The sequence below is a fragment of the Bartonella tamiae Th239 genome, from assembly GCF_000278275.1.
Classification (GTDB): domain Bacteria; phylum Pseudomonadota; class Alphaproteobacteria; order Rhizobiales; family Rhizobiaceae; genus Bartonella; species Bartonella tamiae.
The window spans coordinates 974,313-1,000,358 of record NZ_JH725147.1; the positions used below are offsets into that span (position 1 = coordinate 974,313).

20 protein-coding genes and 3 pseudogenes are annotated in these 26,046 nt (G+C 38.0%); 9 read left to right on the plus strand and 14 right to left on the minus strand.

Translation table 11 applies throughout. The features are described 5' to 3' along the window. Positions 1 to 417: 417 nt before the first annotated feature. Complete coding sequence (locus tag ME5_RS04325) at positions 418 to 918, minus strand: hypothetical protein (protein WP_008038799.1); 501 nt, start codon at positions 916 to 918, stop codon at positions 418 to 420. 233 nt (positions 919 to 1,151) lie between these two features. On the opposite strand from ME5_RS04325, the pseudogene ME5_RS10545 reads away from it, so the two are divergent. Continuing rightward, positions 1,152 to 1,909 (plus strand): annotated as a pseudogene (locus ME5_RS10545) (IS5 family transposase). Positions 1,910 to 2,257: 348 nt separating this feature from the next. After that, a complete protein-coding gene (locus tag ME5_RS04330) occupies positions 2,258 to 3,661 on the plus strand; it encodes an amino acid permease (protein WP_008038801.1) in 1,404 nt (467 codons plus the stop codon). A 786-nt stretch (positions 3,662 to 4,447) separates the two neighbouring features. Here ME5_RS04330 and ptsP read toward each other — a convergent pair. Together ptsP and ME5_RS04340 are read right to left on the minus strand one after the other, a co-directional pair. Beyond that, on the minus strand, positions 4,448 to 6,715 hold the full coding sequence (ptsP, locus tag ME5_RS04335; RefSeq protein ID WP_008038803.1) for a phosphoenolpyruvate--protein phosphotransferase: 2,268 nt from the start codon (positions 6,713 to 6,715) through the stop codon (positions 4,448 to 4,450). A 103-nt stretch (positions 6,716 to 6,818) separates the two neighbouring features. After that, the gene (locus ME5_RS04340) at positions 6,819 to 8,072 is read right to left on the minus strand and encodes an aspartate kinase (protein ID WP_008038805.1); all 1,254 of its coding nucleotides are present in this window, start codon (positions 8,070 to 8,072) and stop codon (positions 6,819 to 6,821) included. Between the two features lie 248 nt (positions 8,073 to 8,320). On the opposite strand from ME5_RS04340, the gene ubiG reads away from it, so the two are divergent. Next, positions 8,321 to 9,061 (plus strand): bifunctional 2-polyprenyl-6-hydroxyphenol methylase/3-demethylubiquinol 3-O-methyltransferase UbiG, encoded by a 741-nt coding sequence (ubiG, locus tag ME5_RS04345; protein ID WP_008038807.1) that lies wholly within the window; start codon positions 8,321 to 8,323, stop codon positions 9,059 to 9,061. Positions 9,062 to 9,285: 224 nt separating this feature from the next. On the opposite strand, the gene ME5_RS04350 is transcribed toward ubiG, so the two are convergent. The 3 genes from ME5_RS04350 to ME5_RS04360 all read right to left on the minus strand — a co-directional run bounded on the left by ME5_RS04350 (position 9,286) and on the right by ME5_RS04360 (position 10,769). Then, the gene (locus ME5_RS04350) at positions 9,286 to 9,711 is read right to left on the minus strand and encodes a DUF1178 family protein (protein ID WP_008038809.1); all 426 of its coding nucleotides are present in this window, start codon (positions 9,709 to 9,711) and stop codon (positions 9,286 to 9,288) included. Beyond that, the gene (grxC, locus tag ME5_RS04355) at positions 9,708 to 9,968 is read right to left on the minus strand and encodes a glutaredoxin 3 (protein ID WP_008038811.1); all 261 of its coding nucleotides are present in this window, start codon (positions 9,966 to 9,968) and stop codon (positions 9,708 to 9,710) included. Before grxC ends, ME5_RS04350 begins: the two co-directional genes overlap by 4 nt. An 81-nt stretch (positions 9,969 to 10,049) precedes the next feature. Then, complete coding sequence (locus tag ME5_RS04360) at positions 10,050 to 10,769, minus strand: ComF family protein (protein ID WP_008038813.1); 720 nt, start codon at positions 10,767 to 10,769, stop codon at positions 10,050 to 10,052. Positions 10,770 to 10,902: 133 nt separating this feature from the next. Between ME5_RS04360 and ME5_RS04365 the strand changes: the two genes are divergently transcribed. Further along, on the plus strand, positions 10,903 to 11,781 hold the full coding sequence (locus ME5_RS04365) for a methyltransferase domain-containing protein (protein ID WP_008038815.1): 879 nt from the start codon (positions 10,903 to 10,905) through the stop codon (positions 11,779 to 11,781). 81 nt (positions 11,782 to 11,862) lie between these two features. On the opposite strand, the gene ME5_RS04370 is transcribed toward ME5_RS04365, so the two are convergent. The 5 genes from ME5_RS04370 to ME5_RS04390 form a co-directional block, all read right to left on the minus strand. Further along, positions 11,863 to 13,254: an L-cystine transporter gene (locus ME5_RS04370; protein WP_008038817.1), complete on the minus strand. Its 1,392-nt coding sequence runs from the start codon at positions 13,252 to 13,254 to the stop codon at positions 11,863 to 11,865. Positions 13,255 to 13,436: 182 nt separating this feature from the next. Next, a complete protein-coding gene (locus ME5_RS04375) occupies positions 13,437 to 13,682 on the minus strand; it encodes a hypothetical protein (RefSeq protein ID WP_008038819.1) in 246 nt (81 codons plus the stop codon). A gap of 89 nt (positions 13,683 to 13,771) precedes the next feature. Beyond that, the gene (locus tag ME5_RS04380) at positions 13,772 to 14,185 is read right to left on the minus strand and encodes a (deoxy)nucleoside triphosphate pyrophosphohydrolase (protein WP_008038820.1); all 414 of its coding nucleotides are present in this window, start codon (positions 14,183 to 14,185) and stop codon (positions 13,772 to 13,774) included. Between the two features lie 902 nt (positions 14,186 to 15,087). Continuing rightward, positions 15,088 to 16,317, minus strand: a complete 1,230-nt coding sequence (argJ, locus tag ME5_RS04385; protein WP_008038821.1) for a bifunctional glutamate N-acetyltransferase/amino-acid acetyltransferase ArgJ — start codon at positions 16,315 to 16,317, stop codon at positions 15,088 to 15,090. 133 nt (positions 16,318 to 16,450) lie between these two features. Next, positions 16,451 to 17,392, minus strand: coding sequence for a peptidylprolyl isomerase (locus tag ME5_RS04390; protein WP_008038822.1), 942 nt, complete (start codon positions 17,390 to 17,392; stop codon positions 16,451 to 16,453). Positions 17,393 to 17,821: 429 nt separating this feature from the next. Here ME5_RS04390 and secA point away from each other — a divergent pair. From secA to prmC, 5 genes and pseudogenes are all read left to right on the plus strand, one after another. Then, positions 17,822 to 20,354 (plus strand): annotated as a pseudogene (gene secA, locus ME5_RS04395) (preprotein translocase subunit SecA); the annotation flags it as partial. A 77-nt stretch (positions 20,355 to 20,431) separates the two neighbouring features. After that, positions 20,432 to 20,539 (plus strand): annotated as a pseudogene (locus ME5_RS10980) (SEC-C metal-binding domain-containing protein); the annotation flags it as partial. Between the two features lie 181 nt (positions 20,540 to 20,720). Further along, positions 20,721 to 21,146, plus strand: coding sequence for a Fur family transcriptional regulator (locus ME5_RS04400; RefSeq protein ID WP_008038824.1), 426 nt, complete (start codon positions 20,721 to 20,723; stop codon positions 21,144 to 21,146). 174 nt (positions 21,147 to 21,320) lie between these two features. Next, positions 21,321 to 22,403, plus strand: a complete 1,083-nt coding sequence (gene prfA / locus ME5_RS04405; protein WP_008038825.1) for a peptide chain release factor 1 — start codon at positions 21,321 to 21,323, stop codon at positions 22,401 to 22,403. Beyond that, positions 22,400 to 23,269, plus strand: coding sequence for a peptide chain release factor N(5)-glutamine methyltransferase (prmC, locus tag ME5_RS04410; protein WP_008038826.1), 870 nt, complete (start codon positions 22,400 to 22,402; stop codon positions 23,267 to 23,269). The genes prfA and prmC overlap by 4 nt, the downstream gene beginning before the upstream one ends. 42 nt (positions 23,270 to 23,311) lie before the next feature. Here the strand turns inward: prmC and ME5_RS10385 are convergent, their stop codons facing one another. From ME5_RS10385 to ME5_RS04420, 3 genes are read right to left on the minus strand one after another with little or no spacing between them, the layout of a single operon-like run. Then, entirely contained in the window at positions 23,312 to 23,455 is a 144-nt protein-coding gene (locus ME5_RS10385) for a DUF2474 domain-containing protein (RefSeq protein ID WP_008038828.1), read from the minus strand. Beyond that, the gene (gene cydB / locus ME5_RS04415) at positions 23,455 to 24,462 is read right to left on the minus strand and encodes a cytochrome d ubiquinol oxidase subunit II (RefSeq protein WP_008038830.1); all 1,008 of its coding nucleotides are present in this window, start codon (positions 24,460 to 24,462) and stop codon (positions 23,455 to 23,457) included. The genes ME5_RS10385 and cydB overlap by 1 nt, the downstream gene beginning before the upstream one ends. Positions 24,463 to 24,481: 19 nt before the next feature. Next, positions 24,482 to 25,888, minus strand: coding sequence for a cytochrome ubiquinol oxidase subunit I (locus ME5_RS04420; protein WP_008038832.1), 1,407 nt, complete (start codon positions 25,886 to 25,888; stop codon positions 24,482 to 24,484). Positions 25,889 to 26,046 lie beyond the last annotated feature (158 nt).

A 26,046-nucleotide genomic window follows, 5' to 3' on the forward strand; every position in this document is an offset into this window, starting at 1 on the left:
TTTTAAAAAAATAATTTCTCTCTCTCTTAAATATTAGCTTTAAGCACCATCAAATTTGGATATTTAATGATGCTTAAATTGGAGATATTTTTTTCTTTTTTAACCGAAATTGTGCCATAAGATCTTCTAAAGATAAGAATTTAATTTATCGGGTTTGCTAATTTTTTTTAAAATTGACCATTTATACGAGGATTTTTTTGGCTCATGACTTATTCTTAATAGCATGTGTTTTCTCGAAAATGTATCAAAAAAACTTGAAAGTAACTATATTCTTTGACTATTTTGTTTGTTCTCACAAAAGTGTCTTCATACCAGAGCGTCTAAATTAATTGGTCATGATCTTAGTCTGACTAAGATCATGCCCATAGGCAATGAACAATGTTTGTAAACAATATCGAATAAAGTTTATAAATTTATCTAATCACAAAGATAAGCCCACTGTAACAGAGCTTGTCTTTGGCGTGGACGACAAAAATAATCACCAGGTTCACAGTTTTTACGAATTTGTGCCAAATGACGACGCATTAAGCGCCATCTTTTTATTTGACGTTGATCTTCCAGTCCTAGTCGTCTTCCTCTAAAGTAGCGGCAATACCATTGAAACCAACCTCGCGGATCGTCAGGATAAATCCATCCTTTTTTTTTCCAGTAAGAAAGTGGTTTACCTGCTAAAACTCCAAAAAAATTTAATTCAGCTTTTTTTCCTAAAGGTGAAAGTTTTGCTTTCTTAAACCATTCTTTTGGAAATTCATCTTGGCAATCTGTCATATATTTACCTCCCATGATGCCCATTTCCAGCATTTTTTGTGGTGTTAAATCTGGTGTAAATTGTGAATCAAATCCGCTTCCTTCTTCGCAAGTCAATTCATAAATATAATTCTTTTGCATTTTATCGTTTACGGTTATCCATTGTCCCATTAGCTTATCTCTTAATTTAAATTGCGTTTTATATTAAAGAATTATTATTATTCCTATTGGTTTCATAAATTAATATTTGAAAAAATTTAATTAAGAAAATACTTTATAAGTTGTAGAAAGGATGTAAATAATCAATCTAGCATTTACGTCCTAGATTAGTTTCAGGATCTATAAATTTGATAGAGTCCATTTTTGGTGGTTTGTGTTTCATTGGTTCGAGGGAGGATTGACCAATGAATGATTTAGTTTTGTTGAGCGAAAATCAGATGGCACGGATATCACCCTTTTCCTACTTTCTCACGGAGTTTTTCGTGTTGATAACCAGTGTGGTGACAGCAGTATTGTCTATGTCATTAAGCATGGTCTGCAATGCAAAGATGCACCTGTTGGCTATGGTCGGCATAAAACACTCTATAAACGTTTTATCCGCTGGAGCCGAATGGGTGTGTTTGACCGCATCTTTACAGCCCTTGCTGGGCAAGACCCAAAGCCTCAACGTATCACGATTGATGCCACACATCTCAAGGCACACCGCACGGCAGCACGCCTCTTAAAAAGGGGATGTTCCCCGCCACATCGGGCGCACGAAAGGTAGCTGGAGCTCTAAACGGCATACAGTCTGCAATCAAGATAGAAAGCCCATATACCGGCTTTGATCAGAAGGACAGATGAGTGACTATAAGGGTGCCGCTCTTCTGTTGCCGGTTCTGCCAGATACACACGAACTCGTAACCGACCGGGGTTATGATGCAGACTGATTCCGTCAGGCATTGTTTGACAGAAACATCAACGCCTGTATTCCTCCAAGAAAGGGAAGGAACACGCATATCCACTTTGACAGACACCTCTATAGGTGCCGCCATAAGATTGAGAAGCTATTGGCAAAATTTAGGACTGGCGTTGCATTGCAACACAATATGACCGATGCGCACATACATTATTCTCGGCTATTTGCATCGCCGCTACCCTCATCTTCTATCTTAATGAATGAATTCTAGGCCTAAAATTATGTTCGCAATATTATTAAATTATTCTATAAGCTCTGATTTAATCGTTTTGCTAGATTACATAGCATATTCGTGTTAGCTTTTTTGATGTTAAGAAAAATATTTTACGGATAAAAAATATCATTCTATAATACCCGAATTTAATTCAAATCCTTATTGAATATTTTCATACGAGAATTGCTGCTAAGATAGTAATCTTGTTGTTTTGTTTAAAAACAATATTTGCCTTTACGCTTATTATTCGATACTGGATAAAACTTCATTCCTAGTAATTTAAATAAATTTTAGAAAAAATATTGTACTTGAAAAATAACTATATAGGCGAAAAGATAATGAATGATCCAATGTTAAAAAAAGGGCTAAGTAAGCGCCACATTTTTTTCATAGCATTAGGATCTGCTATCGGCACAGGGTTATTTTATGGCTCCGCAGGAGCCATTAAGCTTGCTGGACCGATTGTTTTATTAGCATATTTTATTTCAGGTATTATGGCATTTATGGTCATGCGGGCCTTAGGTGAAATGGTGCTTCATAATCCACTTCCCGGTTCTTTTGGTCGATATGCATCTAATTATATTTCCCCTATTGCTGGTTTTATGACAGGTTGGACTTATATTTTTGAAATGGCCCTTGTTTGCTTGGCTGATATTACGGCTTTTGCAACCTATATGGGCTTTTGGTATCCTGATGTATCACCATGGATATGGACATTAGGTATTACATTGATAATTGCAGCGATAAATTTAACTGCTGTAAAAATTTTTGGTGAGCTTGAGTTTTGGCTATCCATTATAAAAATTATCGCAATTATAGCTATGATTGCAGCAGGTGCTGGCATTATCTTATTTGGTTTTGGCAGCTATACCCATCACGCAACAGGAATTAGCAATCTTTGGACAAATGGGGGCTGGATGCCCAATGGTTGGTTTGGCTTTATCGCCTCTTTTAGTGTTGTTGTTTTTGCTTTTGGTGGCATCGAAATCATTGGTTTAACGGCTGTTGAAGCAGAAAATGCTGATTCAAATATTCCCAAAGCAATTAATGCGATACCAATACGGATTTTATTATTTTATGTCATGACACTTGCTGTATTAATGTCCATTTCTCCGTGGGATAAAATTGGCTTAGATGGTAGTCCTTTCGTCGCAATTTTTGAAAGTTTAGGCATTACTTATGCTGCTAATATATTAAATGTCGTCGTGATTACTGCCGCAATTTCGGCGATTAATAGTGACCTTTTTGGCTCTGGCCGCATGCTGCATGGTTTGGCAGAAGAAGGGCATGCTTTAAAACACTTAAAATATGTTTCCAAACAAGGTATCCCAGTTTTATCCGTATTATTTATGTTTTCAGTTTTAATTATTGGGGTTGTTCTCAATTATTTTTATCATGAACATTTATTCTTTTTGATTGCAGCTATGGCAACTTTTGCAACTGTTTTTGTCTGGTTGTTGATTTTATTGTCGCAATTTTGTATGCGGATGAAACTGTCTGTAGAAGAAAAAAAGATTTTAAAATTCCCCGTTCCATTTTGGCCAATTGGTCCTGTGATCGCCATATTATTTATGGTTTTTATTGTTATTCTTTTGGGCGTTTTTGAAGCAACACGCGCTGCATTATATGTCGGTATTATTTGGATTGTTTGGCTTACGCTTTGTTATTTTTTCATCAAATATGGCGATAAAGACGGTCGATGGTTTAAGAAGAATAAATCAATTGATACTTTTAAGAATTAGAAAAAGGACGTTTTTAAAATAAGGAAAAAGTTGTTTTACTGTGGTTCAGATCAAAGTTTTATAAAATGATGTCATGGAAAAAAGTGCTAGTTCTACACGAGAAATAATTGTTCAAAATTATAAAAATGGATCCATGATGTGGCGCCTTAGCATAGCAACAATGAACGAGTCAGATCCATTACCATCCTTTGTTAGAATTGATCGCTCTATTGCCTTTTGGGAAGAGTCTTCTTTAAGGTTGAATCTTAAATAACAAGAACCTGTTATTTTAATGCGCACCGCCCCGCTTATTCTTTTGCAGGTGAAGCTGTTGTCATGGCGCATATTGGAGCCGAACCAACGGTTGATTTAATTGTTATTATGCGAAGAGGTATGTTTTTTCATACGGTTTCGCGTCTTTTTTATGACATGGCTTTCGAGTGAAAGTTGATGCGGAATATTTTTTTCTTGTTTTTAATTCAGCGTTTCAAAGTCAACAAGGTTATGAAATATTTCATGCTTATCGATTTGATTCACTTTAGTTGCATAAAGGATATTATATAACAATAAATCCTTCAAACGACATTGGAGACATTTTTATTATTAAGTTAAATGAGATGTATATGGCTGATATGCATTGAAACTAAAAATTATAATGCAACAACGTCAATATTCATTTGATCAATGAAAGATAAATATCAGTAAGATATTTCTATGATGGCTCGTTTCATAAAAAGTTTTCATTATTATTATGAATCTTTGTTTTGAACTTTAATGGCAATACTTTCTATGAATTAAAAAAATGATTTAAATGGAGACATTATTTTCTTTTGCGTAATGGATCAGCCATTGACGCAGTGTATCATCGTGTTGCTTATCAAGCTCTTTTAAAAGCTGTGTTTTAAGATCATCAACATCAAGACCCAATAACATGGCCTTAATTGGACCAATTGCTGCAGGTGTCATTGAGATACGTGTGAATCCAAGTCCAAGAAGTGCCATAGCCATAAGAGGTTTTCCAGCCATTTCACCACATAAAGTAACGGGTGTTTGTGTGCGTTCGCCTGCATCAATAATACGATGTAGCGCACGTAAAAATGGTGCAGAAAGCTCATCAAAACGGCGAGACAATTCAGAATTGCCACGATCAATTGCCATCATAAATTGAAACAGATCATTTGAGCCGACAGATACAAAATCAATTGCTTGCATCAATTCATCTAATTGAAAAAGTAAGGCTGGAACTTCAATCATTGCTCCTAATTTTAATCGGCTTGGTAAAAGGTGTCCAAAACGTGAAAGATAAGCGATTTCGCGTTCAATAAGTTGACGCGTAAGGTGAATTTCAGCCACTTCTGTCACCATTGGAAGCATGATACGCAGTTCGCGTCCTCCAGAAGCTTTTAACAATGCTCTTAATTGCGTGCGCATAAGAGCAGGCTTATCAAGCGTTAATCGAATTGCTCTCCAGCCAAGAGCCGGATTTTCTTCTGTTCCTTTTTTTCTAAAATAGGGGAGAATTTTATCGCCACCAATATCTAAGGTCCGAAAAGTGACTGGTTTATCACCGATTTCTTTATAAACATTCCGATAAAGTTTTTCTTGTTCTTGTGAACGCGGAAAAGTAGAAGCGATCATAAATTGTAATTCTGTACGAAAAAGACCAATTCCTTCCGCACCGGATTCTTGAAGATGAGGTAAGTCAACCAGTAAACCAGCATTGATAAGTAAGGTTATCGGCTTATTGTCTTTTGTAAGAGCGGGCACATCGCGCAAATCTTGATAGAGTTTTTGGCGTCTGGCACGAAATCTTGCTTTTTCCGCATAAGCCTTTTCAATATCAACAATGGGACGCAGATAAATTTTTCCATCTTCCCCATCTAAAATGACGGGATCACCATTTTCGCATAGAGAAACCACGCCTTTTGCTTGACCAACAACGGGTACAGACATTGCCTTAGCAACAATTGTAATGTGACTTGTTGGAGCGCCATCTTCTAATATTAAACCGCGAATATGTCCACGTGGATAATCAAGAAGTTCAGCAGCCCCCATAGACCTTGCTACAATGATTGCATCTTTTGGAAGTTCTGCAGCTACAGTTTCACGTGTACGTCCCATAAGTTGATAAAGCAATCGATTTGCCAAATCATCAAAATCAGACAAACGATCACGCAAATAGGGATCTTTAAGATGAAGCATGCGCGACCGCGTATCGCTTTGAACCTTTTCCACCGCAGCTTCGGCTGTTAAACCATTATTGATGGCTTCCTCAAGACGACGCACCCAGCCGCGATCATTAGCAAACATACGATAGGCCTCTAATACATCACGATGTTCACCTTCTCTTGCCACATCACTGCGAGATAACATATTATCAATAGAAAGGCGAAGAGAACCAATTGCTTTTGAAAGTTTATCCAATTCCACTTGACTATTTTCATTGAATAAATTGCTTACAATAATGCGCGGTTCATGCAAAACAACATGACCAAGTCCAAGACCCTCATTTAAAGGACGCGCCGTTAATGATAAAGGATGGCGCAAATTGATTTCATGATTAGCACGAGCAAAGCGTGGTAGATTACCTGCTGCAATCATTTCAGCCAAAACCATAGCAACCGTTTCAAGAACTTCAACCTCGTCATCGCTATAATTGTGTTGATTTCTATTTTGAACTACAAGGACACCGAGTGTGCGTCCAGCACGCAAAATAGGAACACCAAGAAAAGATGCATATGCCTCTTCTCCTGTTTCTGGCAAATAAGTGAACGCAGGATGTTTTTGAGCATCACTGAGATTGAGAGGTCGAGATGTTACGGCAATTGTTCCCACAAGACCTTGACCAAGCCGCAGTTGTGAAAGGTGAACAGCTTTTGGATTAAGCCCCTGCGTTGCGTAAAGCTCAAGCATGCTATCTGAGCGCAATAAGTAAAAGGAACATACTTCTGCAACCATATTGCGTGCAATTTCACGAACGATAAGATCCAGACGTTTTTGTGAGTCCATGGCTTGTGCCATGAATTCGCGCAAACGTTTTAAAATAACTCTGGGTCCGACATCGTTCTCTTGCATTGTGAACAGAGCCTCCTATGTCTCGTTCTATATGTATTTTAAATCAAGTGTATCTCTCACAATGTTTCATTTATGTAACCACTTATTTGTTTAAAAAACTGTTTTACTCTTTATCTAAGTCATAAACACTGTGAAGAGTGCGTACTGCAAGTTCTGTATAGGCATTATCAATAAGAATAGATATTTTAATTTCTGATGTGGTGATTGCCTGAATATTGATACCTTTTTCTGCAAGCGCTTTAAATGCGGTTGCTGCAACGCCTGCATGGCTGCGCATACCAATGCCGATTACTGAAATTTTTGCCAAATTACTTTCAGACTGGATCACATCAAAACCGATTTCAGTACGATTTTTTTCTAATATGTCGACAGCTTTTTGTATGTCACCAGCAGGAACGGTAAAGGTCATATCTGTTTTTGAGCCGTCCTCAGAAATGTTTTGAACGATCATATCAACATTAATATGACCTTCCGCCAAAGGGCCAAAGATAGAAGCGGAAATTCCTGGGCGATCTGCAAGACGGCGCAATGAAATTTGCGCCTCATTTTTAGCGAAAGCAATGCCTGTTACAATTTGTTGTTCCACAATTTCATCCTCATTGCAAATAAGTGTTCCGGGGGGATTTATAGGATCACCCATGCCTGCAGCATCAGGTTCCTCAAAACTTGAACGTACAAAAGTGCGCACTTGATGCACCATTGCCAATTCCACTGATCGCACTTGTAAAACTTTGGCACCAAGAGAAGCCATTTCCAACATTTCTTCAAATGCAACCTTAGGCAAGCGTCGTGCTTTTGGTTCAATGCGTGGATCTGTTGTATAGACGCCATCAACATCAGTATATATATCACAGCGATCAGCATTTACGCTTGCAGCAATAGCAACAGCACTTGTGTCCGAACCACCACGTCCAAGTGTTGCAATGCGATCGTCTGGGCCAAGACCTTGAAACCCAGCAATAACGGCTACTTGTCCTTTTTTAAAACCATCAATTAAGGCACTTCCATTGATTTCCTTAATGCGTGCAGCGTCAAAGGTGTTATCTGTTAAGATTGGTATTTGCCAGCCAAGCCATGACCGCGCATTGATATTCATGGATTGAAGTGTCATGGCTAATAAGCCAGCAGTTACCTGCTCACCAGAGGCTACGACCGCAGAATATTCACGTGCATCATATTTTGGGGAAGCTTGGTGTGTCCATTCGACCAATTCATTGGTTTTACCAGACATGGCAGAAACAATCACTGCAACGTCATGACCAGCATCTACTTCACGCTTAACATGGCGTGCAACATTTTTTATGCGGTCGATATTGGCGACTGATGTTCCGCCGAATTTCATAACAATGCGCGCCATAATAAATTCTCTAACCTTTGATTTTTCAATATTTAAAAATAATAAATGATTGCTCCATTTTACTGCATTGATGACATAGACAATTACACAAATTTAAGCAAGACCGTCATTGTTTTACTTAATCTATTGTTGCATTGTTTTATTCAAATTTTTGTTTTTACGTTTGATCTTTAAAAAATGGAAACAGGACTTGACTTTAAAAGGGTTTCGACAGACTTGATAGTTATATAAGTTTTAGGAGAGTATTTATGTCGAAAGCTGAGCGCACCACAATAGATCAGGCAGAAATCGATCATTTTTCGCGTATTGCGGCAGAATGGTGGAATCCAAAAGGAAAATTTCGTCCTCTCCATAAGTTTAATCCAACGCGTCTTGCCTATATTAAAGAAAAAATCTGTTGGGCTTTTGAACGTGATCTTCATTGTGCAGAACCACTAAAGGGTTTGCGAATTTTAGATATTGGGTGCGGTGGTGGTTTGTTATGTGAACCTATGGCGCGTCTTGGTGCAGATGTTGTTGGTGCCGATGCTTCTACAACCAATATTGAAGTGGCGCGGCTTCACGCTGTTCAATCGGATGTTGTAATCGATTATCGTGCAACCACTGCAGAAGAGCTTGCTGATGCTGGTGAAAAATTTGATGTCGTTCTCAATATGGAAGTGGTTGAACATGTGTCAGATGTTCATTTATTTATGTCGGCAAGCGGACAAATGGTGAAACCCGAAGGATTGATGTTTGTTGCAACCCTCAATCGCACATTAAAAGCATGGGCACTAGCGATTATAGGCGCAGAATATGTTTTACATTGGCTTCCTAAAGGGACTCATGATTATAATAAGTTTTTACGTCCAGATGAGTTAAAAAAAGAACTTCATCATTCTGGTTTAACTGTTATTGACCAACTTGGTGTCACCTATAATCCGCTAAAAGACAGTTGGAACCGTTCAAAAGATATGGATGTTAATTATATGCTTTTAGCGCGCCGATAAGAAAAAAATTTTATACCCTTATATTATTGCGATTTTCACAAAGTGGTGCCGTTTGTTTTGTATTTTATAAGCTTGATTTAAAGAATGGTTAGTTGTTATCTTTGATAAAGACGCTAAAACGCCATTTTGTTTTAAATATTAATGACATGGTTAATCATCCAATATTGATAATAGGCAAATCTTTATAATTTATTTTTTCAGCCAAGATTTATAAATAAATACGTTTAGTTTTTATCTTCAGGCAGATGCGGTAGAGGAAGAATATCAACGCCATCATCAAGAAGTGAAGAGACATCATCAGCAGTTGCTTGACCATAAATTGAACGGGCAGATGTTTCACCAAAATGAATGCGTCGTGCTTCTTCAGCAAAACGATCACCAACATTATCTGCCTTTTGACGCACTTGACGAGACCATGCATGAATTTTTGTAATCAATTCTTTCTCTTTTTGTGTTATAGAAGCATAGATTGGTTCATTTTGTTTTGTATTTTTTACGGCTGGAGCCATCAAGACTTTATCAACGCGATGAGATCCACATTGCGGACAAGCTATCTGATTTGCATTTTTTTGCTTGACAAAGTCTTCATTATTTCTAAACCAGCCATCAAATTCATGGGCTTGATGACAGTGAAGTGCAAAACGGATCATTTTTTTAAATCTGCCAAGAGCGGATCAAGTTTACCAGCTTTATCTAAAGCGTACAAATCATCACATCCCCCAACATGATATTCACCTATAAAAATTTGCGGGAATGTATTGCGTCCATGTGCGCGTTTAACCATTTCAGGTCGTCTGTCACCAAGTGCGTTAATGTCTTCGTAAGCGACGCCTTTTGCATCTAAAAGGGCTTTTGCATTTACGCAATAAGGGCAACCAGGGCGCGTATAAATTGTAATTTGTGCCATAAGAGCTTCCTCTTTATATAATTTTAGACAAACTATATAAGATATTTACAATGGGACTCAAGAAGGTTGAAAAAAATTTTATCAGTTAAGAACACGTGAAAATGTTAAAATATCAACTTGAGCAGCTCCAGCATGGCGTAGAGCGCGTGTAGCTGCTATGACTGTTGCACCAGTTGTATAAACATCATCAATCAATAAGATGTGTCGATTTTTAATGTCTTTTTCGTGTTTTAAAGGGACAATGAAAGCTCTATAAACATTTCGTTTGCGTTCTTTCGCAATTAAACCGACTTGTTGGCTGGTATGACGGTTGCGACTTAAAAGCTCTGGACGCATTGGTTTATTATTTTGCATGGCGAGATGACGCGCCAATTCAGCAGCTTGATTATAAGAGCGTCTAAAAAAACGACGCCAATGAAGAGGCACGGGTATTATCATATCACATTCATCCAATAATTCTGATCCTGTATGTGCCATCCATCGCGCCATGGACGGTGCTAATTCTGTACGGTCGCCATATTTTAGTCGTGTAACAAGTGATCGAGCTAATCCATTATGAATAAGTGCAGAGCGTGCGCGTTTAAAAGGAGGGGGTGATTTTAAAGCATAGGCACTTAATATATCTTGACCATGATCATAAGCAAAGGGCGTTCCCATGACAGGGCAATAAGGCTTGGTGATAAATTGTAATTCTTGCCAACATGAGGCACAAACGCTACCAGTTTGCGCAACAATTATACCACAACCTGGACAGGTTGGTGGAAAAAGAAGTCTTAGACCATGATCAACAATTTGTTTCAAATGTCACCTTTTAAAACGAATTACTCAAAAAATGCTAATATTGACTTAAAAACTGGATCATTGTCAAAAGATTTGAAAAGTGCCTGCTATTATTTTAGTTGACGACAGATGAGGAATAAAGCAAATAAAAAGAATGTCTCAACACGTTATTTTTGATCAGATTCTTATTGAAAAATTTCGTCAACGTGCTTTTGAAAAATATGGCACTCAAGGAGATTTTCTCCTTGCTCATGTGTTAGAAGATTTGCAAGAGCGGATCGCAAATGTTGATCGAAATTTTGCGCTTACAGCTTATCTTCATAGCCATACTTCTAGTGGTATTGATGCATTAAAACATTCTAATAAAATACATGATTTTGAAGTTATCGAAACTGATGAGCGCTATGGTAGTCAATTCCATACATTTCATCGCCGTGATCGCGAGTTTTTAGATCTACCCATTCAGCATTTTGATCTCATTGTTTCACTTTTATCTCTACACATCGTCAACGATGTTCCTGGTGTTTTAACACAAATAAAAAGAAGCTTAAAACCAGATGGTTTATTTCTGGGTGTTTTACCGGGCGCTGGTACCTTAGGAGAATTACGCGAAACGTTTTTACAGGCTGAAACTGAAATATATGGTGGTGCAAGTCCTCGTATTTATCCCTTTATGGATATTCGTGATGCAGGAGCACTTTTGCAACGGGTTGGTTTTGCCATGCCTGTCACGGATGTCGAAAATATTACAGTGCGATATGATAGCACATACCATATAATGCGTGATTTACGCGCGATGGGAATGCAAAATGCGCTTTTTAAACGATCACGAAAAATGATGACCAAACGTTTTTTTGAGCGCGTGAACGAAATTTATAGTGAGCGATTTAGTGATTGTGATGGGCGCATTCGCGCCAGTTTTTCCTTTATTTGGCTTTCGGGCTGGGCACCCGATGACAGCCAACAAAAGCCAATGAAACCCGGTACAGCGAAAGTATCTTTGATTGATGCATTGGCAAAAAATAATACATAATTGAATTGCTAAACACAAAAGCCAGCTCCTTTTGATCTGGCTTTTGTATCACGCATAAAGCTCATGGATTTTAAATATCTATCAGCTATTTTTCAGCGTTTCTTCGTCATGAGAATTTAGCACGTCTTTGTCTGTCTCTCTTAATATTTGACTAGTAAGTGTTCCAGCCGTCATGGATCCATTGACATTGAGTGCAGTTCGTCCCATGTCGATGAGCGGTTCAATTGAGATGAGAAGCGCAACAATTGTGACGGGAAGTCCCATGGTTGGTAAAACGATAAGAGCTGCGAATGTTGCACCACCGCCGACGCCTGCGACACCAATTGAACTCAATGTTACAACCGCAACCAATGTTGCAACCCAAAGAGGATCAAATGGATTGATTCCAACTGTTGGAGCAACCATTGCTGCTAGCATTGCAGGATAAAGTCCCGCACAGCCATTTTGACCAATTGTTGTCCCAAAAGACGCCGAAAAGCTTGCAATGGATTGAGGAACACCAACGCGTTTCGTTTGTGCTTCAATATTCAAAGGAATACTTGCCGCACTTGAACGACTGGTAAATGCAAAGGTTAAAACGGGCATGACTTTTGCAAAAAAGCGAAAAGGATTAACTCCTGAAAGACCAAGCAAGATGCCATGAACACCAAACATAATCGCCATGCCAATATAAGAGGCAATGATAAAGGCTAAGAGCTTCAAAATATCTTGTGCATTTGATGTTGCGGCAACTTTGGTCATCAAAGCAAGAACACCGTAAGGTGTAAGTGCAATAACAAGACGTACAAGTTTCATGACCCAAGATTGCAAACTATCAATTGCGGCAATAACGCCTATTCCTTTTTCAGGATTATCACGAACAAGACGGATAGCTGCTGCGCCTAAAAATGCTGCAAAAATAACAACGCCAATAATTGATGTTGGGCGTGCACCTGTCAGATCAGCAAATGGATTTTTGGGTAAAAATGACAAAATAAGTTGAGGTGCGCTCATATCTGCCACTTTGGTTACATAGTTTGTTTGAAGCGCAGTGAGACGGGCACTTTCTACAGCACCGTGAACCAAACCTTCTGCTGTTAAGCCAAATATATTGACCATAACAACACCCACAAATGCTGAAATTAATGTTGTAAATAGCAATATACCAATTGTCAGTGAGCTGATTTTCCCTAATGAGGTAGCCGAATGCAATTTTGCGACTGCCGATAATATTGACGCAAAAACCAAAGGCATAACGATCATTTGCAACAGGCTTACATAACCATTGCCAACAATATTAAACCATTCAATTGACATGGTAAGCGTTTCATTTTGAACGCCGTAAATCGCTTGTAATATCACCCCGAAAATTAGCCCCACAGCTAAACCAATCATGACACGCCATGCCAGACTTAATGTCGTTTTGGTTGTTTGCATCAAAACAAACAATAAAAGAACGAAAACTGCTAAATTAGCAATGAAAGCAAGTGTCATAATGCAAACCTATCTTTTACAAACTAATTAAGCGCATATCTTCCAGGATATGCGCTGTACATTTATTATTCATAATTCATCAAAGATATAGGTCAGACGTCGCTCGATAACAAAGAACAAAATTCTTTAAAGAAACATTTTATAGCAAAAATATTCTCTTTTTAGCGATTATTTTTAGTTTTTTATTTTTTATAAGATTCTGTATAGGTCGATTTGTAAATCGATCCTGTTTTTGTATTATAGTCGATCTTGTTCTGGAATGTCGATTGGGCAAAAATGGTATCTTTGTGCTCAGCAATCGATGGAATTAAAACAAGACCTAAGGCAACTGCTACGGAACCAAAAAGCAGGACAACACGTAAAAGACCTGTACCAGCAGATGATGTTTTTTTTGCTATAATAGTGTTTGAAAACTCTTGATAACGCATAACTAAACTCCAGAGTTAATTTATGCCTATCGTAAACTTTGGTTTGTTAATAAATGGTTAAATTTTCGCCAATGCGAAAGCATTACCAATTATAGTAAAATATCTTTTAACTTTGGAATAAGTGGTATGTCTGCTTCTGGCATTGGATAGATATCAAGATCTTGTGGTCGCACCCATTGTATACATTGATTTTCACAAGGGGTTAAAGTGCCTTCAAATGTGCGACATATATATAAAGGCATAAGAAGATGAAAATCTTTATAGTTATGGCTTGCAAAAGTGAAGGGTATTAGATTTTCTAAATAAACATGAATTGCTAATTCTTCATGCAATTCACGAATGAGAGCTTCTTCAGGTGTTTCTCCGATTTCAATTTTGCCACCAGGAAATTCCCATAATCCAGCAAGCGCTTTTCCTTCAGGACGTTGTGCCAATAAAACGCGATTATCCTTATCAATTAAGGCGCAAGCGACAACAAGCAAAGGTGGTCTTTTAAGCGTCATGGTATAAGATTCCAATAATCATAAAGATAAATGTTTTAAAATCCAGCTTTATGGTATTTTGTGGCATAATGAGTATTGCTATCAACTTGAAGATGATATGATTGGATAGCGCTTTTATTATGATTTGCCAATCTTATTCTAAGATTACCAACTTTCTTTGTCGTCCGTCATAGATGAAAAGTGGTTATGATTTTGAGTAAAATGATTTACTCTCAACCTTGGTGGCTTACGATTGGACGATAACAAAATAAATAGATACTGATCCATCCTGTCCAAAAGTTTTAACAATAAGCATATGGCCTGGATTTATGGTATTTTTTAAATGTAAAAAATGCACTTGCAGTTGTATGCGATGAATTGAATTTTAAAATAATTTTATTGTCGTGTTTTAACGTGATGAATTTTTACGGTCATTTTGCAATAGATATCAGCATTAATAGTTGTTCTAACAGCATCCATTTCGTATTGCAGTATGATGGAAGGATAAAGAATTTATGCCCTTTTGCTGCGTGTCAATAGTGCAGTCACGATGTATTTAGGCACTCATGACATCTAAACAGCTTGTATTTTGTTATTTTTTTGATGTCATAAATAAAATCTTTTATGCAGGGACGATTGGATGATGCAAACCCGTTTTCAATACTGTAATTTTTGTGATTATAACGATTGAGCCGTTCACGCAGCATATCATTGTTATTTAGATTAAGCAGCGAGAGATAACTGATACATAAAAAGGCATTATCTAAAATTGAACAACAGTCTTAAAAGCCATTAATAAGACCAGAAACCATCATTATCCATAAATCGTCATAAGTATTTACGTTGGCAGAATAAGCGCGCGTACTCAATATTTCATCTAGTTTATGACAGCTCGTAATTTATGACAATTCATCATGAAATGATCAGCTTCTGTAATCACCATTGATTTCAACATAGTCTTTTGTCAAATCACATGTCCAGACTGTGGCACTTTCTTGTCCTAAATCAATATCGACTTTGATTACAATATGATCTTTTTTCATATAATCTGATACAACAACTTCATTATAATCATTATCACGCTCTCCATTCACAGCTACCCGATAATCACCAAACCAAATAGAAAGACGATCACGATCAGCTTCAACACCTGCTTTGCCAACGGCCATTACAACACGTCCCCAATTGGCGTCTTCACCAGCAATAGCTGTTTTAACAAGTGGTGAATTTGCAATGGAAAATGCAATACATCTCGCATCATTTTTGCTTTTGGCATTTTTTACTTGCACTTCAATAAGATGGCGCGCTCCTTCACCATCACCAACAACTTGTAAGCTTAGATTATGCAATATATTTTCTATTGCTTCAGCAAACGGAACATAGCGAGGATCTTTAATATCATTTAATGGTTTTAAGGTTTTTTCCGTTTGTCCTGTTGCACATAAAAGCAGTGTGTCAGATGTAGACGTATCACTATCAACTGTTATGGAATTAAAGGTTGTAGAGACTTTCTCTGAAAGTATTTTTTGCAATATTTGAGAGGAAATCGGCGCGTCGGTAACGATAAAAGATAGCATCGTTGCCATATTTGGTGCAATCATTCCAGCACCTTTAGCAATACCATTGATGGTAATTTTATCACCACCAAAATCAACGGATTGTGTAATAATTTTGGGGAAGGTATCAGTCGTCATAATGGCCTGTGCAGCTTCAAGCCATGTGTTTTCTACAGTATCATTTATCATGTTTGGAAGCGCGTCAATGATGCGTGTTGCATTTAGTGGCTCGCCAATAACACCCGTTGAGGCCAAGTAAATTTCATTTTCAGCAATATTCAGTTGATCAGCTGCAGCTTTTAATGTTTGTTCAACAGCAAGCTTTCCCTTTTTTCCTGTAAAGGCATTTGCATTACCAGAATTTACAATAAGCGCACGCGCTCGACCGTGAGAAAGAATATTGCGGCAATGTTCCACAGGTGCAGAAGGGCATTTTGATTGTGTAAATATCCCAGCAATTTCAGCCGCTTTATCAAAGCTTATTATAAGAAGATCGGTACGGTCACAATATTTAATTCCCGCTTGAGCTGTTTTTATGTGAACGCCTTTTAAAGTTGGTAGGTGAGGAAAAGTTTTTGGCTCAAGAGGAGAAGTCATTGCCTTAGCATTTCTTTCAAGAAGAACAATAATTGAATTTGAATAACCTTAAGAAATTTTGGTTCTTAAACATTCCCATATTTGTTTTGATTAAGAATAAGCACATCAACAAATTTGGGAATGTCTTTAAAATTTAGTCTTCTTCCGAACCGTCATCCATCAATTCTGAATCGTCTTGTTCAGACTTTTTCATCATTTTTGCGACATTTTCATCTGGATAACTTACAGACATTTTAGAGCGTAAGCCCTTGATGGCTTCAAGATAACGATCGCGGGCAATCATGTTGCGCATAGTATCTTTTACCTCTTCAAATGAAGGGGGTTGTTTTTCACGCATATCTTCAACCTTGATAATATGCCAACCAAAAGGACTTTCAACCGGTGTTTTTGTAAATTCGCCTGCTTTTAAGCCAAAGGCTGCATCTTCAAAAGGTTTGACCATTTGTCCACGGCTAAAATAACCAAGATCGCCACCCATGGCCGCAGATCCATCGGTAGAATCTTTTTTGGCAATTTCTTCAAAATCTTCACCTTTTTCGAGGCGCTGGATGATTTTTTCTGCTTCTTCTTTGGTTTTAACTAAAATATGACGGGCGTGTACTTCTTCAACTTTTGGAAGTGCAGCAATTTCTTGGTTATAACGTGACTGTATATCGGCATCTGAAATTTTGTCGACAATTTCATTTTTAAAATAAAGCTGCTGAAGGACATTGTCACGCATGACAGTCATGCGCTTTTCAAAGTCTTCTGTTTTATCTAATCCCTCTGATAACGCTGCATCAGACAATGCTTTCATGTCAAGATAAACACGTAAAACTGTAAGACGACGTTGTTGATCTGGTAAACGCGCGAGATTGGGGTCAATATCTGCTGCAATTTCATCAAGTTCGCCTGCGGTGATGTTTTTTCCATCAACAACTGCCATGACATGTGATGGCTCAACAGGTTTGATCTCTTGAGCGGTGTTTAAAAGCGCTGGCATTTTAGGCTCTGTGCTCTCTTGTGCAAGAGTGCCCATGCTTGTGCCAACAAGCAAAGCAGATGTTAGAAAAAAAATGGTCGATTTAAATTTCATAAAGTTACTCCTTGAGAACGTTTTTAGCGTTCTGGACTGCAATTTGGGCGGAACTGTGCTTTATTTAAGCATATAGCATAAAAATTCCATAAAAGTCTTATGAATTCCAACCATAAAGATATATATTTTGTAAAATAAGCCTAAATGGTTAAAAATTCACATTTCAGTGATCGATCATACAGATTTAAATGAATAAAATACGATAGCATAAAATGGTCATAAGATGCGTATAACATGGTGAAACGCTCGTTTAGAACGTTGACAGTAAGTGTTTGAGATCTTATCTCTTCTCGTCTGACTAACGTTTTAGAAAAATTGCTTTTTTGATAAAACCATTGGTTTGTCAATGATGTTATTGCAATACTAAAGCGTAAACATTAATTAAAGGGCGGTTATGAACGCTATAAAACATATCAGAAAGGACCAGAAATGGTCAGTTTAGGCGGATTTGCTCGCAAAATATTTGGTTCGGCTCATGAACGTCGTGTAAAAAGTCTTAAGCCTAAAGTGGCTGCAATTAATGCATTGGAAGAAGACTTTCAAAAACTAACAAATGAGCAATTGCAGCAAAAAACCGAAGAATTTCGGAAAAGACTGGCAAAAGGTGAGAAGGTTGATGCTTTGTTGCCTGAAGCTTTTGCAACGGTACGTGAGGCTGCAAAACGTGTTTATGGTATGCGTCCTTTTGATGTGCAGCTTATCGGTGGTATGGTTTTAAATGATCATGGTATTGCTGAAATGCGTACGGGTGAAGGTAAAACTTTGATGGCAACATTGCCAGTTTATCTTAATGCCCTTGAAGGAAAAGGTGTTCATGTTGTTACGGTCAATGATTATTTGGCTGCCCGTGATGCTGAAACAATGGATAAAATTTATAGTTTTTTAGGTTTGACAACTGGTGTTATTGTTCATGATATGGATAATGATGCACGCCGAGCAGCCTATGCATGCGATATCACATATGGAACCAATAACGAATTGGGCTTTGATTATTTGCGTGATAATATGACGTTTGATCGTAGTCAAATGGTTCAACGTGGGCATCATTATGCCATTGTTGATGAAGTTGATTCTATTTTAATTGATGAAGCGCGTACGCCTTTAATTATTTCAGGTCCATTGGAAGACAAAACCGATTTTTATAATCTGATTGATACTTTTATCCCCCCTTTAACGCCTGAAGACTATGAGCTTGATGAAAAGCAAAAAACCACAACCTTCACTGAAGTTGGAACTGAAAAGGTGGAAAAACTTTTAGCGGAAGCAGGTTATTTAAAAGGTGAAGGCCTTTATGATATTGAGAATGTCGCCATTGTTCATCATATCAATAATGCTTTGAAAGCCCATAAGCTTTTTACAAGAGATAAAGACTATATTGTCCGTAATGATGAGATTGTGATAATCGATGAATTTACAGGACGTATGATGCCAGGACGTCGTTATTCAGAAGGATTGCATCAAGCTTTGGAAGCAAAAGAGCATGTTTCTATTCAACCAGAAAATCAAACTCTTGCTTCAATAACTTTCCAAAATTATTTTCGTATGTATGATAAACTTGCTGGCATGACGGGTACAGCCTCAACTGAAGCCGAAGAATTTGGAAATATTTACGGGCTTGATGTTATTGAAATTCCAACCAACTTGCCGGTTAAACGTATTGATGAAGATGATGAAGTTTATCGGACGGTTGAAGAAAAATATCGTGCTATTGTCCGTGATATTCGTGAAGCGCATGAAAAAAATCAGCCTATACTTGTTGGGACAACATCGATTGAGAAGTCTGAACAGCTTGCAGATGCTTTGCGTCGTGATGGTGTCAAGAATTTTAAAGTTTTGAATGCGCGTTATCATGAACAAGAAGCTTTTATCGTTGCTCAAGCTGGTGTGCCCGGTGCTATAACCATTGCGACCAATATGGCAGGGCGCGGTACAGATATTCAACTTGGTGGTAATGTTGAAATGCGCATCCAAGAAGAATTAAAAGATGTGCCTGAAGGTTTGCAACGTGAAGAAAAAATACAAAAAATTAAACAGGACGTAGCACAGCTTAAAGAACAAGCATTAGCAGCAGGTGGTCTTTATGTTTTGGCAACTGAACGCCATGAAAGTCGACGTATAGATAACCAGTTGCGGGGGCGTTCTGGCCGCCAAGGTGATCCGGGGCGTTCAAAATTTTATTTGTCTTTACAAGATGATTTGATGCGTATTTTTGGTTCAAATCGCATGGATGGCATGTTGCAAAAACTAGGCCTGAAAGAAGATGAGGCGATTATCCACCCATGGATTAATAAAGCCTTAGAAAAAGCACAAACAAAGGTTGAAGCACGCAATTTTGAAATTCGCAAAAATCTCCTTAAATATGATGATGTGATGAATGATCAGCGTAAGGTCATTTTCGAACAACGCATGGAAGTTATGAATGCGGAAGACTTAACTGAAACCATTAAAGAAATGCGTGAAGAGGTGATTGAAGATCTCATTGATGCCCATATTCCAAAAGGCTCTTATATGGAACAATGGGATATATCTGGATTGACAGAACAATTGCGTGAAATGTTTAATCTTGATCTGCCTGTGACCGACTGGGCGCATGAAGATGGCATTGGTGAAGAACAAATTTTAGAACGTATTACCCAAGCAATTGATACGCGTGTTCGTGAGCGTGCAGAAAAATATGGCCCTGAAATCATGGCGTATTTTCAAAAAGCAATTCTTCTTGAAACAATTGATACATTATGGCGTGAACATTTGGTGAATTTGGATCATATGCGTTCTGTCGTAAGTTTTAGAGGTTATGCTCAACGGGATCCTTTGAATGAGTATAAAACTGAATCTTTTGAGTTGTTTCAAGCATTATTGACCAATTTGCGTCGCGATGTTGTATCAAAATTATTACGCTTTGAAATTGTTCAGCAACAAGCTGAGCCTGAGGCTTTACCTGAAATGCATGCTGAACATCCTCATCCTGAAGGAATGGACACAGGTGGAGACAATGTGACTTTAGCGCAAACTATGGAAAATCCTGTTGTACCTCAAGCCGAACGTGATCCCAAAAATCCGAAAACATGGGGTAAAATTGGGCGCAATGAAGCCTGCCCATGTGGATCGGGCAAAAAATATAAGCATTGTCATGGTACATTTGTTTAAAATGATCACATAAATGATATGCTCAAATTCTATTCTGATAGACTAAATTCAGAATAGAATTTTCAATATTTTATATTTGTGACGTATTAATGCGAATAGGCTTTTAAAATTTAAAGGTAAAAATGCTAAAATTATTGCTCGCCTACTTGAAAGAAAATAGCTTTTCAGTTCTATTAAACTTATGACCGACCTTATTAATGACAAACCAAATTATGAACATGCGTTGCGTCAAGCAGGACTACGCATTACGCGACAACGGCGCATTATTTTAGATCTACTTGCTCATACGTTAGATCATCCTAATGCTTTTGAAATATTTCAACGTGCTAATCAACAAGATGCTTCTATTTCTTTATCCACTGTCTATCGTACGATGAAAGCATTGGAAGAACGCGGTGCAATCCATCGTCATGCATTTGATGGCGGGCCTTCGCGTTTTGAGCAAGTCAGTGGTCAACATCATGATCATCTTATTGATATTGATAGCGGCGATGTGATTGAATTTCGTTCTGATATTATTGAAAAATTACAAGAAGAAATCGCAAAATCGTTGGGATATGATATTGTCCATCACCGCTTAGAACTTTACGGTAAAAAAAGACAGTAAAATTTTCTGAAAGCAATGCTAAAAGATTTGTTGCTTAAACTTAAATATTTTATTTTATACATAAATTCTCATTGGCAAGTCATGTTTGCTCAATTATCAAAATAGCAATGCTGTTATTATAAGTTTCATTTATGATCTACTGTCAAAATCTATAAAGAATAGGCAAGAAAAATTATGGTTGCACTACCACAAGAACGTATGATTCAAGTTGAAAAACGTTTTGAGATGATTGAAAGTCAAATGACAAATAGTCCTGATGCGGATCTTTATGTCAAACTTGCATCAGAATATGCTGAATTACAGCCAATTGTGGGACCAATACGCGCACTTAATGCTGCTTATCAAGAAGTACTCGATCTCGAGGCTATGTTAGAAGATAAGTCCACGGATAAAGAAATGCGCGCTCTTGCCGAGGAAGAATTACCAACAATCCGCCAAAATATTTCACGATTAGAACAAGAGGTTCAAATTCTGTTGCTTCCTAAAGATGCCGCAGATGACAAAAGTGCTATTTTGGAAATTCGAGCGGGAACGGGAGGATCAGAAGCGGCTTTATTTGCGGGTGATCTTTTTCGTATGTATGAGCGTTATGCTTCTGCCAATGGCTGGAAAGTGGAAATGGTTTCAGCAAGTGAAGGTGATGTTGGTGGCTATAAGGAAATTATTGCCACAGTTTCTGGAAAAGGGGTATTTTCAAAATTAAAATTTGAATCTGGTGTCCACCGTGTTCAGCGTGTTCCAGAAACAGAGGCTGGCGGACGCATTCATACATCTGCAGCAACAGTTGCTGTTTTACCGGAAGCAGAAGATATTGATATTGATATTCGTCAAGAAGATATTCGTATTGATACCATGCGTGCATCAGGTGCTGGAGGCCAGCACGTCAATACTACTGATTCAGCCGTGCGCATTACCCATATTCCAACAGGCATTATGGTTGTACAAGCAGAAAAGTCACAACATCAAAATAGAGCGCGTGCCATGCAAATCTTGCGCGCACGCTTATTTGACATGGAAAGGCAAAGGGCCGAAAGTGAGCGTTCCCAGTCGCGTAAAAGTCAAGTGGGTTCAGGTGATCGTTCCGAGCGTATTCGCACTTATAATTATCCGCAAGGGCGTGTCAGTGATCATAGGATTAATCTTACATTATACAAGCTGGATAAAGTGATGATGGGGGAGTTGGATGAATTTGTAGATGCTTTGATTTCGGATCATCAAACAGCACTTTTATCAGAGATGAGTGATGATCATTCATGATGGTTGAAACTGGATCATTTTTAAATGAACTTTTACAAAAAACTAAAAAAAGCCTTACGAAAATTTCAAGGAATGAGGCTGATAGGGAAGCGCGTTTATTGGTTGAGTGGGCAACACAAATACGTCCGATTGATCACGTTTTAAATCCCAACCTTCCAATTTCTTCTCATCAGATGAATGTGTTAGAAAAGGCTGTTGAACAGCGATTAAAGGGTATGCCAGTTTATCGTATTATTGGCATGCGTGAATTTTATGGCATTCCTTTTTTATTATCTTCTCAAACATTAGAACCGCGTTCAGATACAGAGACGCTCGTTGATATGGTGCTTACATATTTAAAAAATCAAAATGAGTTCAATCAGATCGTTAATATTTTGGATATGGGGACAGGAACGGGGGCAATTGCCATTGCTATTTTGTCAAATTTTGAAAAAAGCCGTGTATGGGGTGTCGATGTTCGTGAAGATATTTTAGAAACTGCATTCAATAATGCAACAAATGCTCAAGTGAGTGATCGTTTTAAGACAGTTTTGAGCAATTGGTTTGAAAATATTGATACAAAATACGATCTTATCGTTTCAAACCCTCCTTATATTCCTCATGATGATATTGATAAACTGTCACCAGAAGTTAAATATCATGATCCGCTTCGTGCATTGGATGGTGGTGTCGATGGTTTAGACTTTTATCGTTTATTGGCCAGAGATAGTCATAAATTTTTAAAAAAAAATGGTAAAATTGCAATTGAAATTGGTTTTGGGCAAGAAGACGCTGTGATTTCACTTTTTCATACTCACGGATATCACTGTGAAAAACAGTGTAAGGATTTAAATGCAATTCCTCGCAGTTTGCTCTTTCGTCAATAGTCTATAGGGCTTACTATTTTTTTTAACACATCATATTTTATGTTAGCTGGTCATGCCAATCAAATGCATGATGACACGAAAAATAAGTGCGACAACGGCAAGCGCACCAATGCTTCCTCCCCAAATCAGTACAAGCCAGCCAATCCGCTTAAACCAATTTATTTTTGGTATATGCTGTGTTGTCATCAGTGATATCCTTCACCCAATTTAACTTTACCGCGAAAAACCCAATAAGACCAAGACGTATAAACTAAAATAAAAGGAATGATGATCAAGGCTCCAATAAGAGCAAAGCCTTGGCTTTGAGGCGGGGAGGACGCTTGCCATATCGAAATATCAGGAGGAATAATATTTGGAAAAATACTAATAGCTAAGCCTGAATAGCCAAGAAAAAGTAAAAATAGCGAAAGTATAAAAGGTGATGCTTGTGATTCTTTTGAAAGTAATAGAACCAAAAGCCATGCCGTCAAAATGACAAAGATAGGAACAGGAGCAAAAAGAATAAGATTTGGCATTGAAAACCAACGCTGAGCAATATCGGGATGGATAAGAGGTGTCCATAAGCTCACCAAAGCAATAACAATTAATAAAATAATAACGATTGGCTTACCAATTGAGCGCATACGACTTTGCAAATCACCTTCTGTTTTCATAATCAACCATGTGGTTCCAAGCAGCGCATAAGCAATCAGTAATCCAAAACCAGTAAATAGACTAAATGGCGTGAGCCAATCGCCAATTTTGCCACTATAATGGCCATCTGTTACAGAAAATCCATTGATAAATGCGCCTAATGTCACCCCTTGTGCAAATGTAGCAACATAGGAACCCCAAATAAATGCTTTATCCCAGAAGGATTTATGGGCATCATCAGCTTTAAAGCGAAATTCAAAAGCGACGCCACGCCATATAAGTCCCGCTAACATAATCATAATAGGGATATAAAGTGCGCTTAAAATGACAGCATAAGCCATAGGAAATGCTCCCATAAGCGCAGCTCCACCGAGAACAAGCCATGTTTCATTTCCGTCCCAAATTGGAGCGACAGTGTTGACCATTAGATCACGTTCTTCGCGGTTTTTAACAAAAGGCAAGACAAGACCAATGCCTAAGTCAAAACCATCCATAATAACATACATCATGAGGCCAAAGCCTATAATGACGGTCCATATGATAGGAAGATCAATACCCATTTTCTTTCCTCTTGCTCACTTAGTCATTGATTTTATCAGGGGCAACAGACATTGGTCTGGCAGGACGCTGCACTTGTTCTGGATTTATCGTTGATAGGTCCCCCTCATGGGATTGCGGGCCTTTAGCAATCAGTTTTAGCATATAGCGGACACCAATTCCAAAAACAGCAAAATAGACAACAATAAAACCAATTAATGAGAATGATAAAGTGATTGCTGAATGATCGGAAACAGCTTCACTTGTCCGCATGACTTCATAAACGACCCATGGTTGGCGTCCAATCTCTGTTGTGTACCATCCTGCGAGAATGGCAATCAACCCTGAAGACCCCATCAGGCTTGTGAAGCGTAAAAACCATCCTTTTTGGTAAAGATGACCGCGCCATCTGCGCCATAGTCCCCAAAAACCTGTTAAAATCATTAACATACCAAGACCAACCATAATGCGAAATGACCAGAAAACAACCGTTGAATTAGGGCGATCTTCTGTAGGGAATTCGCTTAAACCTTTGTATTGACCATCAAGACTGTGGGTTAAGATAAGCCCCCCAAGGCGAGGAATTTCAATTTTATACTTTGTTTCTTCTTTTTTCATGTCTGGCAAACCAAAAAGAATGAGCGGTACACCTTTATCTGCTTCATTACGCCAATGTCCTTCCATTGCAGCAATTTTGGCAGGTTGATGTTCAAGCGTATTAAGACCATGCTGATCGCCAATAAAAAGTTGTAATGGTGCTGTGATTAAAACCATCCATAAAGCCATTGACAACATTTTTCGAACAAGCGGCGTGTCATTGTTTTTTAAAAGGTGCCATGCACCAGATGCCGCGACAAAAAGTGATGTTGCCAAAAAAGCGGCAACTGTCATATGCGCAAGTCGATAAGGAAATGAAGGATTGAATATAACCTTTAACCAATCTGTTGGAACAACAACATTATTGATAATTTCATATCCTTGCGGTGTTTGCATCCAACTATTTGATGCGAGTATCCAAGTCGCTGAAATTAATGTCCCAAGCGCCACCATAATAGTAGAAAAAAAATGCAGTCCAGGCCCGACTTTATTCCAGCCAAGCAACATTACGCCTAGAAAACCAGCCTCAAGAAAAAAAGCAGTGAGAACTTCATAGGCAAGAAGCGTACCTGTTATTGATCCTGCAAAAGATGAATAATAACTCCAATTGGTTCCAAATTGATAGGCCATAACAATGCCCGATACGACACCCATTGCAAAATTGACAGCAAAAATGTTGACCCAAAAATGATATAAATCACGATATATGGTTTGTTTTTTCCAAAGCCACATGCCTTCAAGAACAACCAGATAGCTGGCCAATCCAATTGTTATGGCAGGAAAAATAATATGAAACGATATTGTAAAGCCAAATTGAATACGTGCCAGTTCCAAAGCTGTTAAACCAAACATAGTGAAACCTCATTTTTTATTATTTTTTGTGATTGTATGTGTAGGCTCAATATATACAAAAGAGACAAAATGTTCAGAACTTTTCCATTATGTTTAAAGAGTCTATTTTGTTTTTTCTTTAAATTTTTCATCTTCTTTCTTATGCATATCACGGTCTT

Excerpts from the sequence above, each read along its gene's own strand:
- ME5_RS04350 (WP_008038809.1), bottom strand. The coding sequence starts at position 9,711 with ATGATCCGTTTTGCACTTCACTGTCATCAAGCCCATGAATTTGATGGC.
- argJ (WP_008038821.1), bottom strand. The coding sequence starts at position 16,317 with ATGACTTCTCCTCTTGAGCCAAAAACTTTTCCTCACCTACCAACTTTA.
- ME5_RS04340 (WP_008038805.1), bottom strand. The coding sequence starts at position 8,072 with ATGGCGCGCATTGTTATGAAATTCGGCGGAACATCAGTCGCCAATATC.
- ptsP (WP_008038803.1), bottom strand. The coding sequence starts at position 6,715 with ATGCAAGAGAACGATGTCGGACCCAGAGTTATTTTAAAACGTTTGCGC.
- prmC (WP_008038826.1), top strand. The coding sequence starts at position 22,400 with ATGATGGTTGAAACTGGATCATTTTTAAATGAACTTTTACAAAAAACT.
- ME5_RS04325 (WP_008038799.1), bottom strand. The coding sequence starts at position 918 with ATGGGACAATGGATAACCGTAAACGATAAAATGCAAAAGAATTATATT.
- cydB (WP_008038830.1), bottom strand. The coding sequence starts at position 24,462 with ATGGGTATTGATCTTCCTATCATATGGACCGTCATTATAGGCTTTGGC.
- ME5_RS04365 (WP_008038815.1), top strand. The coding sequence starts at position 10,903 with ATGTCTCAACACGTTATTTTTGATCAGATTCTTATTGAAAAATTTCGT.
- ubiG (WP_008038807.1), top strand. The coding sequence starts at position 8,321 with ATGTCGAAAGCTGAGCGCACCACAATAGATCAGGCAGAAATCGATCAT.
- ME5_RS04375 (WP_008038819.1), bottom strand. The coding sequence starts at position 13,682 with ATGCGTTATCAAGAGTTTTCAAACACTATTATAGCAAAAAAAACATCA.
- ME5_RS04420 (WP_008038832.1), bottom strand. The coding sequence starts at position 25,888 with ATGTTTGGTTTAACAGCTTTGGAACTGGCACGTATTCAATTTGGCTTT.
- ME5_RS04400 (WP_008038824.1), top strand. The coding sequence starts at position 20,721 with ATGACCGACCTTATTAATGACAAACCAAATTATGAACATGCGTTGCGT.
- ME5_RS04370 (WP_008038817.1), bottom strand. The coding sequence starts at position 13,254 with ATGACACTTGCTTTCATTGCTAATTTAGCAGTTTTCGTTCTTTTATTG.
- ME5_RS04390 (WP_008038822.1), bottom strand. The coding sequence starts at position 17,392 with ATGAAATTTAAATCGACCATTTTTTTTCTAACATCTGCTTTGCTTGTT.
- grxC (WP_008038811.1), bottom strand. The coding sequence starts at position 9,968 with ATGGCACAAATTACAATTTATACGCGCCCTGGTTGCCCTTATTGCGTA.
- ME5_RS04380 (WP_008038820.1), bottom strand. The coding sequence starts at position 14,185 with ATGACGCTTAAAAGACCACCTTTGCTTGTTGTCGCTTGCGCCTTAATT.
- ME5_RS04330 (WP_008038801.1), top strand. The coding sequence starts at position 2,258 with ATGAATGATCCAATGTTAAAAAAAGGGCTAAGTAAGCGCCACATTTTT.
- ME5_RS10385 (WP_008038828.1), bottom strand. The coding sequence starts at position 23,455 with ATGACAACACAGCATATACCAAAAATAAATTGGTTTAAGCGGATTGGC.
- prfA (WP_008038825.1), top strand. The coding sequence starts at position 21,321 with ATGGTTGCACTACCACAAGAACGTATGATTCAAGTTGAAAAACGTTTT.